17 protein-coding genes are annotated in these 14432 nt (G+C 65.7%); 9 read left to right on the top strand and 8 right to left on the bottom strand.

The features are described 5' to 3' along the window. Positions 1 to 8: 8 nt before the first annotated feature. Positions 9 to 536, bottom strand: a complete 528-nt coding sequence (locus O6W96_RS02170) for a gamma carbonic anhydrase family protein (protein ID WP_353468031.1) — start codon at positions 534 to 536, stop codon at positions 9 to 11. After that, on the bottom strand, positions 536 to 2635 hold the full coding sequence (locus O6W96_RS02165) for a malate synthase G (protein WP_353468501.1): 2100 nt from the start codon (positions 2633 to 2635) through the stop codon (positions 536 to 538). The genes O6W96_RS02170 and O6W96_RS02165 overlap by 1 nt, the downstream gene beginning before the upstream one ends. Positions 2636 to 2737: 102 nt before the next feature. On the opposite strand from O6W96_RS02165, the gene O6W96_RS02160 reads away from it, so the two are divergent. Continuing rightward, the gene (locus O6W96_RS02160; RefSeq protein WP_353468030.1) at positions 2738 to 3613 is read left to right on the top strand and encodes a LysR family transcriptional regulator; all 876 of its coding nucleotides are present in this window, start codon (positions 2738 to 2740) and stop codon (positions 3611 to 3613) included. Here the strand turns inward: O6W96_RS02160 and O6W96_RS02155 are convergent. Next, complete coding sequence (locus tag O6W96_RS02155; RefSeq protein WP_353468029.1) at positions 3568 to 4068, bottom strand: MarR family winged helix-turn-helix transcriptional regulator; 501 nt, start codon at positions 4066 to 4068, stop codon at positions 3568 to 3570. The two genes, O6W96_RS02160 and O6W96_RS02155, sit on opposite strands and share 46 nt — an antisense overlap. Before the next feature lie 79 nt (positions 4069 to 4147). On the opposite strand from O6W96_RS02155, the gene hppD reads away from it, so the two are divergent. From hppD to O6W96_RS02130, 5 genes are all read left to right on the top strand, one after another. Continuing rightward, the gene (gene hppD, locus O6W96_RS02150) at positions 4148 to 5218 is read left to right on the top strand and encodes a 4-hydroxyphenylpyruvate dioxygenase (protein WP_353468028.1); all 1071 of its coding nucleotides are present in this window, start codon (positions 4148 to 4150) and stop codon (positions 5216 to 5218) included. Positions 5219 to 5421: 203 nt separating this feature from the next. After that, complete coding sequence (gene hmgA, locus O6W96_RS02145) at positions 5422 to 6756, top strand: homogentisate 1,2-dioxygenase (protein WP_353468027.1); 1335 nt, start codon at positions 5422 to 5424, stop codon at positions 6754 to 6756. Beyond that, the gene (maiA, locus tag O6W96_RS02140; protein ID WP_353468026.1) at positions 6753 to 7397 is read left to right on the top strand and encodes a maleylacetoacetate isomerase; all 645 of its coding nucleotides are present in this window, start codon (positions 6753 to 6755) and stop codon (positions 7395 to 7397) included. Before hmgA ends, maiA begins: the two co-directional genes overlap by 4 nt. Next, positions 7394 to 7759 (top strand): Rieske (2Fe-2S) protein, encoded by a 366-nt coding sequence (locus tag O6W96_RS02135; protein ID WP_353468025.1) that lies wholly within the window; start codon positions 7394 to 7396, stop codon positions 7757 to 7759. Before maiA ends, O6W96_RS02135 begins: the two co-directional genes overlap by 4 nt. A 55-nt stretch (positions 7760 to 7814) precedes the next feature. Beyond that, positions 7815 to 8804, top strand: coding sequence for a rhodanese-related sulfurtransferase (locus O6W96_RS02130; protein ID WP_353468024.1), 990 nt, complete (start codon positions 7815 to 7817; stop codon positions 8802 to 8804). Between the two features lie 96 nt (positions 8805 to 8900). Here O6W96_RS02130 and O6W96_RS02125 read toward each other — a convergent pair whose 3' ends face one another. Genes O6W96_RS02125 through O6W96_RS02110 form a run of 4 tightly spaced genes read right to left on the bottom strand, consistent with a single transcriptional unit; the run spans position 8901 to position 11800 of the window. Then, entirely contained in the window at positions 8901 to 9416 is a 516-nt protein-coding gene (locus O6W96_RS02125; RefSeq protein WP_353468023.1) for an ankyrin repeat domain-containing protein, read from the bottom strand. Then, positions 9409 to 10578 carry a glutathionylspermidine synthase family protein gene (locus O6W96_RS02120; protein ID WP_353468022.1) on the bottom strand — a complete coding sequence of 390 codons (1170 nt, stop codon included), beginning with the start codon at positions 10576 to 10578 and terminating at the stop codon, positions 9409 to 9411. Before O6W96_RS02120 ends, O6W96_RS02125 begins: the two co-directional genes overlap by 8 nt. After that, on the bottom strand, positions 10578 to 11327 hold the full coding sequence (locus tag O6W96_RS02115; protein ID WP_353468021.1) for a PspA/IM30 family protein: 750 nt from the start codon (positions 11325 to 11327) through the stop codon (positions 10578 to 10580). Before O6W96_RS02115 ends, O6W96_RS02120 begins: the two co-directional genes overlap by 1 nt. Before the next feature lie 38 nt (positions 11328 to 11365). Continuing rightward, entirely contained in the window at positions 11366 to 11800 is a 435-nt protein-coding gene (locus O6W96_RS02110) for a YjfI family protein (RefSeq protein WP_056049210.1), read from the bottom strand. 267 nt (positions 11801 to 12067) lie between these two features. Here O6W96_RS02110 and O6W96_RS02105 point away from each other — a divergent pair, with 267 nt between their 5' ends. Genes O6W96_RS02105 through O6W96_RS02095 form a run of 3 tightly spaced genes read left to right on the top strand, consistent with a single transcriptional unit; the run spans position 12068 to position 13736 of the window. Beyond that, positions 12068 to 12709, top strand: coding sequence for a DUF2491 family protein (locus tag O6W96_RS02105; RefSeq protein WP_353468020.1), 642 nt, complete (start codon positions 12068 to 12070; stop codon positions 12707 to 12709). Positions 12710 to 12741: 32 nt separating this feature from the next. After that, complete coding sequence (locus tag O6W96_RS02100; RefSeq protein WP_353435682.1) at positions 12742 to 13155, top strand: DUF350 domain-containing protein; 414 nt, start codon at positions 12742 to 12744, stop codon at positions 13153 to 13155. 11 nt (positions 13156 to 13166) lie between these two features. Further along, a complete protein-coding gene (locus O6W96_RS02095) occupies positions 13167 to 13736 on the top strand; it encodes a DUF1190 domain-containing protein (protein WP_353468019.1) in 570 nt (189 codons plus the stop codon). A gap of 27 nt (positions 13737 to 13763) precedes the next feature. On the opposite strand, the gene O6W96_RS02090 is transcribed toward O6W96_RS02095, so the two are convergent. Beyond that, a complete protein-coding gene (locus O6W96_RS02090; RefSeq protein ID WP_353468018.1) occupies positions 13764 to 14390 on the bottom strand; it encodes a glutathione S-transferase family protein in 627 nt (208 codons plus the stop codon). Positions 14391 to 14432: the final 42 nt, after the last annotated feature.

Below are 14432 nucleotides of genomic sequence, written 5' to 3'. Positions count from 1 at the left end.
GGAGGATCTTATACTTCGATCAGTCTTAGGCCCTCGGCATAGATGCGCTGCTTGGCCGCGTACGCCGAAGCCGACGTCTTAAGCGCGGCAATCGCTTCAGGTGACAATTCCCGCACCGCCTTGGCTGGCGCGCCGACGATCAGGCTGCCGGCCGGGAAGACCTTCCCCTCCGTCACCAGCGCGTTCGCACCGATCAGGCAATTCTCGCCGATCACCGCGTTGTTGAGGATCGTCGCGCCCATCCCGACCAGCACGTTGTCGCCGACCGTGCAGCCATGCAGGATCGCGTGATGGCCGATCGTGCAGCCTTCGCCGATGGTCAGCGGCGCGCCGGGATCGGAGTGCAGCATCGCGCCTTCCTGGATGTTGGTCCTGGCGCCGACCAGGATCGGCGTGTTGTCCGCGCGGATCACCGCCCCGAACCAGACACTCGCCCCCTCCCCCAGCCGTGCGTCGCCGATCACGTCGGCGGACGGCGCGACCCACACGTCGTCGGCCAGCGTCGGGCGTTTACCCTCGATCGCGTAGAGTGGCATCAGGCAGCGTCCCTTTCCTTTGCCCGCGCGCGGAACGCGTGGAGCAGCGGTTCGGTATACCCACTCGGCTGCGTCAGACCATCGAACACGAGCGCGCTGGCGGCCTGAAACGCGAGGCTGTCGCCCTCATGCCCTGCCATCGGCCGGTACAGCGGATCGCCCGCATTCTGCGCATCGACTTTCGCCGCCATTCGTCGCAGCGCTGCATCCGCCTCGTCGGGGGTGGCGATGCCGTGGAGCAGCCAGTTCGCCATGTGCTGCGAACTGATCCGCAGCGTCGCGCGGTCCTCCATCAGGCCGATGTCGTGGATGTCGGGCACCTTCGAGCAGCCGACGCCCTGGTCGACCCAGCGCACGACATAGCCGAGGATACCCTGCGCGTTGTTCTCCAGTTCCTCGCGAACTTCGTCGGGCTGCCAGTTATGTCCAGTCGCGACCGGGATCGTTAGCAGTGCGTCGAGCGAGGCGATCGGCTCGGCCTTGCGTTCCGCCTGCCGCGCGAAGACGTCGACGCGGTGGTAATGCGTCGCGTGCAGCGTTGCGGCGGTCGGCGACGGTACCCAGGCAGTGTTCGCGCCGGTCATCGGATGCGCGATCTTCTGCTCGAGCATGTCCGCCATCCGGTCGGGCGCGGCCCACATGCCCTTGCCGATCTGCGCCTTGCCGCTGAGCCCGCAGGCAAGCCCGATCTGGACGTTGCGATCCTCATACGCCTTGATCCACGACGACGCCTTCATCTCGCCCTTGCGGATCATCGGGCCGGCGCGCATCGAGGTGTGCATCTCGTCGCCGGTGCGGTCGAGGAAGCCGGTGTTGATGAACACGACGCGGTCCTTTACCGCGGCGATGCAGGCGGCGAGGTTGGCGGAGGTGCGGCGCTCCTCGTCCATTACGCCGACCTTGATCGTGTGGCGCGCGAGACCGAGCAGGTCTTCGATCGCATCGAACAGCTGGTTGGTGAACGCAGCTTCGTCGGGGCCGTGCATCTTCGGCTTGACGATGTAGATCGAGCCTGCGCGGCTGTTGCGGATCGGGCCGGTACCCCTCAGGTCGTGCAGGCCGATCAGCGACGTGACGATGCCGTCCAGGATGCCTTCGGGAGCCTCGCTGCCGTTAACGAGCAGGATCGCTGGCGTCGTCATCAGGTGGCCGACATTGCGCACGAACATCAGGCTGCGGCCGGGGAGCGTGAACGCGCTGCCATTGGGGGCGGTGTACTGCCGGTCCGGTTCGAGCGCGCGCGTGACCGTGCGGCCGTACTTGTCGAAGCTAGCCGTCAGGTCGCCCTTCATCAGCCCCAGCCAGTTGGCGTAGGCGGAGACCTTGTCCTCGGCATCGACCGCGGCGATCGAATCCTCGAGATCGGCAATCGTGCTGAGTGCGGATTCAAGGACGACGTCGGCGAGGTTCGCGGGGTCGTCACGACCGATCGGATGCTCAGAGTCGATCACGAGTTCGATGTGCAGGCCGTTGTGACGCAACAGGACATTGTCGCCCGCATGCCCGACGAGCTCGCTTGGCTCGGCGAGCTCAGGAGGGCCACCGGTCCAGCCGGTCCACGATCCGTTCGCCAACGGCACCGCATCGTCGAGAAAAGCCTTCGCCCAAGCGATCACCTGCGCGCCACGTGCCGCGTCATAGCCCTTGCCGGACGCCGCGCCGGGGATCGCGTCGGTGCCGTAGAGCGCATCGTACAGGCTCCCCCACCGCGCGTTCGCCGCGTTCAGTAGGAAGCGCGCGTTGAGGATAGGCACCACCAACTGCGCGCCGGCGAGCAAGGCAACCTCCGCATCGACGTTGGTCGGGGCGACCGCGAACGGCGCAGGCTCGTCGACAAGATAGCCGATCCCTCGCAGGAACGCCTGGTACGCGGACTGATCGATCGGTTTGCCCGCGTGGACCTCGTGCCACGCATCGATCTTCATCTGAAGGTCGTCGCGCACTGCCAACAGTGCGGCATTCTCTGGCGCAAACTTGGCGTAGATGTCGGACACGCCCTGCCAGAAGGCTGCGGCTTCAAGCCCCGTCCCCGGCAACGCCTGCGTTTCGATGAAGTCCACCAGCGATGCGGCGATCTTCAGACCTGCCTTTTCGATCATCTCGGCCATGCTGCTCTCCTATGCTCTGCCGCGACGATAGACGCCCGCCACCTTCGCCACTAGACATCATAAACCGAAAGCTGTTGATCGCCTGGAGAACGAATGGATCCCGACATCGTCCTCTTCGCCGAGGTCGTCCGCACCGCCAGCCTCAGCGCGGCGGGGCGTTCGATGGGTATCTCGCCGGCGATGGTGTCGAAGCGCATCGCGCGGCTGGAGGCCCGGCTCGGCGTGCGGTTGCTCAACCGGACGACGCGCCACCTCGACCTCACCGCGCGCGGCGCCGCCTATCACAGCGACATGGTGGAGATCCTCGCAGCGATCCGCGACGCCGAGGCTCGGGTGTCGGACCGCACGGATACGCCGGCCGGACCATTGCGGGTCAGCGCACCCACGTCGTTCGGCCGCCTCCACATCGCGCCGCACCTCAAGCCGTTCCTCGACGCATATCCGGGGATCGAACTCGATCTAGATCTATCGGACGGCTTCTCGGACGTGATCGGCGACCGGCTCGACCTCGCGATCCGGATCGCCCCGACCGTACCGCCAAGCCTGACCGGCCATCGCCTCGCCAACAGCCGTCGCGTCCTCTGCGCCGCACCGAGCTACAGTGCGCCGTGCGACGCGGCCGATCTTACGGAACACCGCCTTCTCGCCGCCAAAGGCCAGATGCCGTGGCGCCTAGCCGGACCCGATGGCGACGTCACGATCGACCGCCCGAGCTATGTCGCGACCAACTCCAGCGAAGTCGTGCGCGAACTCACGCTGGCCGGCGTCGGCATCGCGCTGCGCTCGCTATGGGATGTCAGCGCGGATCTGGCGAGCGGCAGGCTCGTGCGTGTGCTCCCGGAACTGGCTGGTTCGGCGGACGTCGGGATTTATGCAGTCCATGCGCGCGGCCCCGTGTCGTCGGGCACCGCTGCGCTGCTCGATTACCTGCGCGGTCTCTGGTCGCCGATGCCGCCGTGGGAGTCCTGAACGAGGTCGATCGTCACCGCATCGATCCGCCGCAGCATCGCGACGAACTGCTCGACCTCTGCCCCTGAGAACCCGGCGAAGATGCGCTGCTCCAGATCGAGCGCCTTCGGTGCGACTGACGCATAGAGCGTGCGGCCGTCGTCGGTCAGCTTCAACAGATGCGATCGCCGATCCTCCGGGTTCGCATGTCGCTGCATCAGCCCCCGCTCGACTAGCGCGATCGCCGCGCGACTGACGGTGACCTTGTCCATCCGGGTCTGCTGGCCGACCTGCTGCTGCGTGATCCCGTCGGCTTCGGCGACCACCGCGACCAGCCGCCACTCTGGGATGGTCAGCCCGAACAGCGCCTCATACGTGTCCGCCACCGCCTCGCTGACGAGGTTCGACGTGATCGACAGGCGATACGGGATGAAATCGTCCAGGACGAGTGCGCGGGTGGCATCAGGGTTGGGCATATCAAAATCGTAACGATTGACACCAGTTGTTCAACCCGCCAGATTGGTAACAACGGATACCAACTGTCAGGATGTGATCATGGACCATATGGACGTAAACCCGATGGGTCTCGACGGGTTCGAGTTCGCCGAATTCACCTCGCCCGATCCCGACCGGATGGCCGCGCAGTTCGAGCAGTTCGGCTTCGTCGCCGCCTCGACCCACCCGACCAAGGCGGTCACCCGCTACAAGCAGGGCCGCATCAACCTGCTCCTCAACCGTGAGGACGGTGGTCATGCGGCGGCGTTCCGCGCGGATCACGGCCCGTCGGCGAGCGGCATGGCGTTCCGCGTTCATGACGCCAAGGAAGCATTCGACGCCGCGCTCGCACGCGGCGCCAAGGCGGCCGATGCCAGCACGGGCGCGCTCGGCGAGGGCAGCTATGTGCTCGAAGGAATCGGCGGTTCGCTGCTGTATCTGGTCGAAAAGCATGGTGCCGCCGGCAGCTTGTACGACGACTGGAACGCGGTTCCGGGCGCGGCCGAAGCGGAAGCCGAGAACAATGTCGGGCTCGACCTGCTCGATCACCTCACGCACAATGTGAAGCGTGGCCAGATGCGGACCTGGGCCGAGTTCTACGGCCAGATCTTCGGCTTCGAGGAGCAGAAGTATTTCGACATCAAGGGCAAGGCGACCGGCCTGTTCAGCCAGGCGATGATCGCGCCCGATCGCGCAATCCGCATCCCGCTCAACGAGAGCCAGGACGACAAGAGCCAGATCGAGGAATTCATCAAGGATTACAACGGCGAGGGCATCCAGCATCTGGCGCTGACCACCGATGATATCTTCGAGACGGTCGAGAAGCTGCGCGCGCGCGGCGTCAAGCTGCAGGACACGATCGAGACCTATTACGAACTGGTCGACAAGCGCGTGCCGAACCACGGCCACGACCTCGAACGCCTGCGCCGCAACCGCATCCTGATCGACGGCAATGTCGGCGAGGAGGGATTGTTGTTGCAGATCTTTACCGAGAACATGTTCGGGCCGATCTTCTTCGAGATCATCCAGCGCAAGGGGAACGAGGGTTTTGGCAACGGCAATTTCCAGGCGTTGTATGAGAGCATTGAGCTCGACCAGATCCGCCGCGGGGTCATAACGGTCGACGCGTAAGTTCTAAGCCCTCTCCCTCGGGGAGAGGGAAAGGCGCGCCAGCGCCGAGGGTGAGGGCACGCGCGACGCCAGCACGTGCCCTCACCCTTCCGCCGCGCAAGCGCGCGTCTCCCTCCCTCTCCCCGTCGGGGAGAGGGATTAGAAAAGAGTTTGAACGGCCGGCGGTTCGGGCGTTGATCGGAACAGGTGACGGAGAGGAAGCCATGACAATCCACCAGCCGACCAATGCCGCAGGCGAGACCGCCGGCCAGACCGAAGACACGGCGTATCAGCCAGGCTTCGGCAACCACGTATCGACCGAGGCGATCCCCGGCGCGCTCCCGATCGGCCGCAATTCGCCGCAGCGCCCTGCGTTCGGCCTCTATACCGAGCAGCTCTCCGGTACCGCCTTCACCGCGCCGCGCCACGAGAACCGCCGCAGTTGGCTCTACCGGATGCGCCCGACCGCAGAGCATCCACCGTTCGAGCGCTACGCCGGCGCCAAGCGGTTTGCGCCCGGCACCACCGATGCGCCGCTCGCGCCCAACCGCCTGCGCTGGGACCCGATCGAGGCGCCTGCTCCGAATACCGACCTGATCGACGGCATGACGACGATGCTCGCCAACCGCGATCCCGCCGATCTCGAAGGCGTCGCGCTCCATGTCTACGCGGCCAATACCGACATGACCGACCGCGTTTTCATGGATGCGGACGGCGAGCTGCTGTTCGTGCCACAGGCCGGACGGATCCGGTTGCTCACCGAACTCGGTCGGATTAATGTTGCCCCCGGCCAGATTGCGCTGATCCCACGCGGTGTCCGCTTCCGCGCCGAACTGCCCGATGGCGAAGCGCGCGGCTATGTCGCGGAGAACCACGGCGCGCTGTTCCGGCTGCCCGATCTCGGGCCGATCGGCGCCAACGGGCTCGCCAACCCGCGCGATTTCGAGACGCCGGTCGCGTGGTTCGAAGACCGCGACGAGCCGGTCGAGGTCGTCCAGAAGTTCATGGGATCGCTCTGGACTACGACGCTCGATCACTCGCCGCTCGACGTCGTCGCGTGGCACGGCAATCTCGCGCCGTGGCGGTACGACCTGTCGCGGTTCAACACGATCAACACGGTCAGCTTCGATCATCCCGATCCGTCAATCTTCACGCTGCTGACCTCGCCCAGCGACGTGCCTGGCCGCGCGAACGCCGATTTCGTGATCTTCCCGCCGCGCTGGATGGTCGCCGAGGGGACGTTCCGCCCGCCCTGGTTCCACCGCAACGTCATGTCCGAGGCTATGGGGCTGATCACCGGCGCGTATGACGCGAAGGCGGAGGGGTTCGCGCCGGGCGGTATCTCGCTGCACAACCTCATGTCGGGCCACGGGCCGGATCTGGCGAGCTGGCAGGGTGCGAGCGCGGCCGACCTGAAGCCGCACAAGATCGACGGGACGATGGCCTTCATGCTGGAGAGCTGTTGGCCGTACAAGCCGACCGCCTATGCGCTCGAGCATTCGCAACTCGATTATGATGCGGTCTGGTCGGATTTCCCCAAGGCGGTGCTGCCGAAGTGAGCCTGACGCTGCACGGCTATTGGCGCTCGACCACCGCCTACCGCGTCCGCATCGCACTTGCCCTGAAAGGCGTGGCGTATGCACAGGTCACGCACGACCTTCGCAAAGGTGAGCAATGCGAAGCGGGGTATCGCGCGCTCAATCCGCAGGGGCTCGTGCCGTCGCTGGAGACCGAAGACGCGATCCTGACACAAAGCCCCGCGATCCTCGAATGGATTGATGAGACCTATCCCGACCCGCCGCTGCTACCTGCCGCCGCGAACCACCGGGCGATCGTCCGTGCGATGGCCGCAACGATCGCCTGCGACATCCACCCGGTAAACAATCTTCGTATCCTGAACGCTTTGCGCACGGAGTTCGGGGCTGACGAGGCTGCGGTGAACCGCTGGATCGCACGCTGGATCGGCGACGGTTTCGCCGCGCTGGAAACGCTGATCGGGTACCACGACGGCGGCTTTGCGTTTGGCGCGACGCCGACGATCGCTGACTGCCATCTGGTGCCACAGGTCTACTCGGCCGAGCGGTTCGCGGTCGATCTTTCGCCCTACCCCCGCCTCATGGCCGCTGCCGAAAAGGCCCGCGCTCTCACCGCCTTTGCCGCCGCCCATCCGGCCCGGCAACCGGACGCCGATCACGCATGAGCGACAGCGAACGGCTGACCGCGACGCCGGGCGGGATCAAACTCGCGCCGCTCGATGCGATCATCGACGGCAAGGCACGGAACTTCGTCCTCCAGATGCGCGCCGGCCGCTTCCACGGATTTGTCGTGCGCAAGGGCGACGTGGTGTTCGGCTATGTCGATCGCTGCCCCCACATGGGACTTCCGCTCGCGCAGGTGCTCGACGACTATCTCACGCCGCGTGGCGATCTGATCGCGTGTAGTTGGCACTCCGCGCTGTTCGAGATCGACAGCGGCGCGTGCGTCGGCGGACCGTGCGGGGGCACGCGACTGACGCCCTGGCCGGTCGCGGTGGTCGACGGGATGATCGTCACCGCAGGCTGACGCAGCGGGCGACTTGCGCTAAGGGGGCGTACCTCCTCCCCTGCACGATGAACCGATGACCGAAACCCTGCCCATCCGCGTCGTGGCGCTGTACCGCTTCACGCCGTTCGCCGACATTGCCGCGATCCAGCCGCCGCTCGCGCTTGTGTGCTGTTCGAACGGGGTGAAGGGGACTTTGCTGCTCGCCGCGGAGGGCATCAACGGGACGATCGCCGGGTCCGAGGAGGGCATCGATGCGGTGCTCGCGCATATCCGTGCGCTGCCTGGGTGTGCCGATCTCGACGTCAAGGAGTCGCGCGCCGCGGTGATGCCGTTTCACCGGATGAAGGTGCGGCTGAAGCGCGAGATCGTCACGATGGGCGAGCCTGCGATCGATCCGCTGGAGGGCGTCGGGCATTATGTCGAGCCCGAGGACTGGAACGCGCTGATCGCCGAGCCGGGGACGATCGTGATCGACACGCGCAACGATTACGAGGTCGCGGTCGGAACGTTCGCGGGTGCGGTCGATCCGCAGACGCGGACGTTCCGGGACTTTCCCGCGTGGTTTCGCGAGCATCGCGACGAACTGGTCGGCGACGGCCCGCCGCCGAAAATCGCGATGTTCTGCACCGGCGGGATACGCTGCGAGAAGTCGACCGCGTTCCTGAAGGCCGAGGGGCTCGACGAGGTGTATCACCTCAAGGGCGGCATCCTGAAGTATCTGGAGACGGTGCCCGAGGCGGAGAGCCTTTGGGAGGGGGAGTGTTTCGTGTTCGATCAGCGGGTTGCGGTCGGACATGGACTAGCGTTGGGAAGTCATGTCCTGTGCCATGCGTGCCGGATGCCGGTGAGTGTCGCGGACCGTTCGTCGCCGTTCTATGTCGAGGGGGTGAGTTGCCCGGCTTGCCATGACGCGCGGGACGAGGTGCAGCGGGCGGGCTATGCGGAGCGCGAGCGGCAGGTGCGGCTGGCGGAGGCTCGGGGCGAGGCGCATGTCGGGGCGGTGTTGCCGACGACGCATGAAGCGGACGAACGACGTAGCACCTTCAATGATCCGTCATCCTGACGAAAGTCAGGACCCAGAGCCACAAGGGTGCCGTCCGTAACCCTGGGTCCTGACTTTCGTCAGGATGACGGATTAGACCGTGGACACGGGGTCGTATCAACCCCGAGCGAACCGCGCCGCTAGCGCCGAGTTCCCCTGCGATATCGCCAGCGAATGCACGCTGTTCCCCGCCGCATCGACGATCGCCGGGTCCGCGCCGTGCTCCAGCAACAGATCGATGATCGCGGTCTTGTTCACCAGCGCCGCCAGCATCAGCGCGGTCTGGCCGACGCCGTTACGCCGGTTCACGTCGGCCCCGGCATCGAGCAGGATCTGCGCGATCTCGGTATAGCCTTTGAAGCAGACGCCCATCAGCGCGGTGTTGCCGCGCGCGTCCGCCGCGCCATCAACCTTCGCGCCTGCCGCAAGGAGGGCCGCGGTGGCTTCGGCTTGGCCGTTGTAGCTGGCGATCACCAGCGGCGTGTAGCCCTTTGCGTCGGTTACCTCGATATCGACGCCCGCCTGCAACAATGCCGGGATCATCTCGTCCCGCCCCGTCCGGGCCGCATCGAACATCAGTTCGACCAACCGCTCCATCGGCGGCAACGGGGGCAGGTCTCGCGCGTCAGTCATCATTCGCCTCGATGATATGCGGCACGAACCGCGCGAGATTGCGCGTCACGACCGTTTCATCTTCCCGAACGCCGATCCCCGCGGCTTCGTTGCCGACCATCCACGCGCCGATCACCGGATGGCGGCCGTCGAATGTCGGCGGTGGTGCATAGGCCTGGCGGATCGCGCCCTCGGCACCATAGCCCTGGTCGAGCACAGTGTGGCCGCTCTCGCCGATCACCTCGACGTTCGCGCCCTCGCGCGAGAACAAAGGCTTGCGGACATACTTGGGCCCGAGGATCTTCGCGGCGGGATCGTTGTCGAAGAACGCGGGCAGCAGGTTCGGATGCTCGGGATGCCGCTGCCACAGCAGCGGCAGGATGCCCTTGTTCGACAGGATCGACTTCCACGCCGGCTCGATCCAGCGCACGTCGGCGCGCGACAGGTTGGGCGCATAGGGTTCGCGGAGCATGAACTCCCACGGATACAGCTTGAACGCGGCTTGCACCTCGAAGCCGTCGGTGTCGACGAAGCGCCCGTCGGCGGCGAGACCGATGTCCTTCATCTCGACGAACTTCGGCTCGATCCCGACCTGCGACGCCAGATCCTCGAAGAACCGCACCGTCTGGCGATCCTCGATCGCCGACGCATCCGCGGCGAAATGGACGAAGCCGCCGCTCGGGAACAGCGCGCGAAACCGCTCGCGCAGCTTGTCGAACAGGCTGTTGAACTGGTCCGTTCCAGCCGGCAACGCGCCGCTCGCAAGCAGATCCTCCAGCCACATCCACTGGAACGTCGCGCATTCGAACACCGACGTCGGCGTGTCGGCGTTATACTCGTAGAGCTTGGCGGGGCCGGTGCCGTCATAGGCGAAATCGAACCGCCCGTAGAGCGACGGCTGACGAGTCCGCCATGTCTCAGCAACGTAATTCCACTGCTCGCGCGGGATCGCGAGGCGTTCCATCAGTTGCTGGTCGCGGACCACCTCGTCGACCAGATCGAGACACATCGCGTGCAACTGTTCCGCGGCGGGTTCGAGGTCGTCCTCGATCTCTGCCAGCGTGAAGCTGTAGGCCGCGCCCTCGTCCCAATAGGGTTCGCCATCCGTGTCGTGATAGACGAACCCGATCGCGTCGGCCCGCTCGCGCCAGTCGCCGCGCGGGTCGACCGCGATCCGGCGCATCAGGAGTCCGACGTCTTGGAGTCGTCGCGCTGCCCGATCTGCAACGTCTGGCCGACTTGCGGAGTCTGCGGTGCCGTCAGGCGCGCGAGCACGTCGTCCGCCGACGACTGCCCCGGTCCGATGCCTGCCAGCCGGAGCTTCTCGTCGAGATCGGCGCCGGTGCGGCGGTCCTCGAGTTCACCCGCAGCCTTGATCCGCTCGCCGCGGATCGCCTGGCGTTCACGAATACGCGCGAGGCTGTCCGCCGCCGAGCCGAGCTTGTTGCCCGCACCCATGCTGCCCGACGCGACCGAGGCCTGCGCCTTCTGCACCGACTCGTTGACCTTGACGACCTCGACCTCGCGACGGAGCTGCTCGATTTTCCGATCGGTCTGCGCGACGGCGGTGTGGATCTGCTCCTCGGCGGCGCGCATGTCCTCTACCTGCGGCGATTTCAGCGCGATGTCCTGTTCGAGATCGGCGATCCGCTGCGCCACCTGGCGCGCGAGATCCATGTTGCCCTTCTCGACCGCGATCCGCGCGGAGGCCTCGTACTTGGTCGCCTGGGCGCGGAAGCTCTCGACCTCGGTTTCGAGGATGCGGCGACGCGCTACCAGCCCCGCGAGATCGTCGCGCGCCTTGCCCTGCGCCTTGTCAGCATCGCGGATTTCCTGGTCGAGGATACGCAGCGCGTTCGCGTCGACGACCGCCGCGCCCGCTTCGTGCGCGCCAGCGCGACCGAGGGTGAAAAGCTTGCTCCAGATGGCCATGCCAGTCTCTCCGTTTGTATCTAAATCAGGCGATGATGTCAGGCAGCGGGAATCTGCGCGTGGCGCAGGTCGGTGGCCGCATCGATCGCATTCTCGGCAAGCGTGCGCAGTTCGATGATCACGGTATCGAGCCGGCTCGACGTCGCGAGTTCGCCGAACAACTCGTAATAATCGCGGCCATCGACCGTGCCGATCCCGAAGTTCGACAACGGCACCAGCTTCTGCGACTTCAGCAGGAAGGTATTGAACGCCAGTTGGTCCTCCTGCTCGTCGCACGGCCACAGCAAAGTCGAGCACGCGATCTGCGCCTCGCTGACGTTGACGAACAGTTCGAGATCGCCGTGATGGTGCATCGTCACCAGCAGCACCGGGTCCGCGCCCTCCAGGATCCGTGCGGAAAACTCGCCGGCTTTCGCGGGCTCGGACGTGTCGAGCGCGGCCTTCAGGCTGCGGACGGTCCAGATGTCGGTCAATGCAAGAACTCCCGTGCTTGTCGCTCGACCGCACACATAGGCTTTTCGCAAGCGCCTGCCACCCTCCCCACTTCCGTCATTCTGCTCTTCCTTCCGTCATCCTGACGAAAGTCAGGACCCAGGGTAACCAAGCGCGGCGTTTACGGCTCTGGGTCCTGACTTTCGTCAGGATGACGAGAGTGTTTCGTCAGGATGACAGGGTTGCGCTTTGCGAGCCCGCCCGCTTTGGCCTAAGAGGCACGCCAACCACAGAGACGCGAGGATTGCATGTTCGATCGCCTGTTCGGCCGCAAGCCAGCGCTTGACGGCAACGCCCTGCCCGTCGTCCGCAACGTCACGCTGGGGCGCACGGTGACGGTCGATCCCCTCGCATGGCGCCGGTTCGGGTCCGAACTCCTGTTCCCGTTCGACCGCGATACGCTGGTGATCGTCGCTCAGGGGCTGATCGACCTCAACGAAGGCGGGTTCGTCCACCGGTTCTACACCGACGACGACATCATGTTCCAGGCGGTGTCTAACGACCGCGATGGGCAGGACGTGACGGATGTCACGCTGTTCGCGCCATGGGACAGCAGCTATCCGTCATCGGCCGCCGAGCGCCCGGCGTGGAAGAGCCGGCTCAAGGCACGCACCTTCACCGCGGAAGGACTGCCCGAATACAGCCGCGCATGGTTCGGCCCCGAAGCCAGAGAGCAGGAGCCGGTGACGTTCTGGGAGGAACTGCACGACGACCGCGACGGGATCGTCGATCGCCGCATCTTCCAGACCTGCATGCTGTTCAGCCGCGACCTGCCGGGCGACGACGGGCGCGAATTGCTGCTCGCGATCGACATGGAGACGGAGTCCGGCGACGTCTCGTTCGAGATCATGCTGGGCGTGGCACTGGAACTCGGCGAGTTCAGGGCCTAGCGTCGCGCGCAGACGGCTGCGGGGGAAATGCCATGATCGACCAATACAGCTTCGGCGCCAGCGCGCTCGCCTTCCTGATCGCGTTCGTCGCGGCGGGGGCGTTCACAATCGTCTTCAAGATCGTCTATCAGGTCGCGACGCCGTATCACGAGAAGTCGCTGATCCGCGAAGGCAACACCGCCGCGGCGATCACGCTTGGCGCGGCACTGCTCGGCTATGTCCTGCCACTGGCGTCCGCGCTGACGCATACCGTCTCGTTGCTCGAGTTCGCGGTGTGGGCGTTGCTGGCGGGCGTGATCCAGATCGTGACGTTCCTGGTGGTCCAGCATTTCGTGATGCGCGACTTCAACGACCGGATCGTCCGCGGCGAAATCGCGGCGGCGACCTATATGGGCAGCATCTCGTTGTGCGTCGGCATCCTCAACGCCGCCTGCATGACGAACTGAAGGGCATAGCGATGAAGCGTTCCAGATCGATCGTCCTCACCAGCCTGATCGCAGGATCGGGCATCTCGCTGACCGCGTGCGACGGCGATGTCGGCGGCAAGCCCGTCGAGGCGCAGAGCTATGCGTCGGTCGCGGAATGCCGCGCGGCGGGTGCGCTGTCGGCGGTGCAGTGCGACACCGCGTTCGAGCAGGCGAAGGCCGATGCCGCCAAGACCGCGCCACGGTTTCAGGACCGGCAGACCTGCGAAGAGCAATATGGCGCCGCGCAGTGCGAGCCGCGCAACAACGGCAGCGGCGGGAGCTTCTTCACGCCGCTGTTGACGGGCTTCCTCGTCGGGCAGGCGCTCAACGGCGGCTTCGGCAACCGCGGCGCGCCGATGTACCGGGATCGCGACGGCAATTATTACGGTGGTGCCGGCGGCCGGATCAACCGGGACTATGTGACCGGCCGGACCCGCGTAGGCTCCGACGCCTTCACGCCAACCACCGCCAGAGCCCCTGCCCGCGTCCAGTCGCGCAGTTCGGTGATCTCGCGCGGCGGCTTCGGCGGCGGCTTCGGTGGACGCAGCTTCGGGGGGTAACGCAGCCGCTACCCCCTTCCGTCGTGTTTAGCGGCGGGCCGGCATCAGCGGGCCACCGATTTCAGTTGCGGCGATGAACGCGGGACGGGCGCGCAGGCGATCCAGATACGCCGCGACGTCGGGATGCTCCTTGAGCAATCCGGCGCTCTCGGCGATCGCGAGGATGTAGCACATCTGGATATCGGCCAGCATCAGCTGCTCGCCCATCAGATACGGGCCATCGCCAACCCCCGCGCCGATATAGTCGAGCGTCTTGGTCACTTCGGGCCCGGTGAACTTGGCAAGGCCGTCGGGCAGGCCACCCATCCGCTTGCCGAGCGACGTCATCATGATCGGCAACGACGCCGAGCTTTCGACATATTGCAGCCACTCGTCGTGCACGGCGGCCGCATCGCTGTCGATCGGTGGCGAAAAGCGACGGTCGCCGTAACGCTCGTCGATATACGACAGGATCGGCGCGCTTTCGGCGAGCGTCAGCGCGTCGTCGACCAGCACCGGCGCCTTGCCGAGCGGATGGATCGCCTTGAGCGCGGGCGGTGCGCGGAAGTTCTCGTCACGCTCGTATTTGACGAGATCGTATTCGATGCCGAGCTCTTCGAGGAGCCAGATGACGCGGATCGAGCGCGAGTAGTTCAGGTGGTGGAGGGTTAACATAAGCGTCCTTCGTCAGGTAATGTGCTGCACTGCGGAACGGCT

Source organism: Sphingomonas faeni (assembly GCF_040407495.1).
Taxonomy (GTDB): Bacteria; Pseudomonadota; Alphaproteobacteria; order Sphingomonadales; family Sphingomonadaceae; genus Sphingomonas; species Sphingomonas faeni_D.
The sequence above is the reverse complement of the archived record's forward strand: the minus strand, read 5'-3'. Positions and strand labels throughout refer to the sequence as shown.

Coding starts and splice junctions, on each gene's coding strand:
- O6W96_RS02090 (WP_353468018.1), bottom strand. CDS start 14,390: ATGTTAACCCTCCACCACCTGAACTACTCGCGCTCGATCCGCGTCATC.
- O6W96_RS02095 (WP_353468019.1), top strand. CDS start 13,167: ATGAAGCGTTCCAGATCGATCGTCCTCACCAGCCTGATCGCAGGATCG.
- hmgA (WP_353468027.1), top strand. CDS start 5,422: ATGACAATCCACCAGCCGACCAATGCCGCAGGCGAGACCGCCGGCCAG.
- O6W96_RS02125 (WP_353468023.1), bottom strand. CDS start 9,416: ATGACTGACGCGCGAGACCTGCCCCCGTTGCCGCCGATGGAGCGGTTG.
- O6W96_RS02100 (WP_353435682.1), top strand. CDS start 12,742: ATGATCGACCAATACAGCTTCGGCGCCAGCGCGCTCGCCTTCCTGATC.
- O6W96_RS02160 (WP_353468030.1), top strand. CDS start 2,738: ATGGATCCCGACATCGTCCTCTTCGCCGAGGTCGTCCGCACCGCCAGC.
- O6W96_RS02135 (WP_353468025.1), top strand. CDS start 7,394: ATGAGCGACAGCGAACGGCTGACCGCGACGCCGGGCGGGATCAAACTC.
- O6W96_RS02120 (WP_353468022.1), bottom strand. CDS start 10,578: ATGCGCCGGATCGCGGTCGACCCGCGCGGCGACTGGCGCGAGCGGGCC.
- O6W96_RS02155 (WP_353468029.1), bottom strand. CDS start 4,068: ATGCCCAACCCTGATGCCACCCGCGCACTCGTCCTGGACGATTTCATC.
- O6W96_RS02170 (WP_353468031.1), bottom strand. CDS start 536: ATGCCACTCTACGCGATCGAGGGTAAACGCCCGACGCTGGCCGACGAC.
- O6W96_RS02165 (WP_353468501.1), bottom strand. CDS start 2,635: ATGATCGAAAAGGCAGGTCTGAAGATCGCCGCATCGCTGGTGGACTTC.
- O6W96_RS02105 (WP_353468020.1), top strand. CDS start 12,068: ATGTTCGATCGCCTGTTCGGCCGCAAGCCAGCGCTTGACGGCAACGCC.
- O6W96_RS02130 (WP_353468024.1), top strand. CDS start 7,815: ATGACCGAAACCCTGCCCATCCGCGTCGTGGCGCTGTACCGCTTCACG.
- hppD (WP_353468028.1), top strand. CDS start 4,148: ATGGACCATATGGACGTAAACCCGATGGGTCTCGACGGGTTCGAGTTC.
- O6W96_RS02115 (WP_353468021.1), bottom strand. CDS start 11,327: ATGGCCATCTGGAGCAAGCTTTTCACCCTCGGTCGCGCTGGCGCGCAC.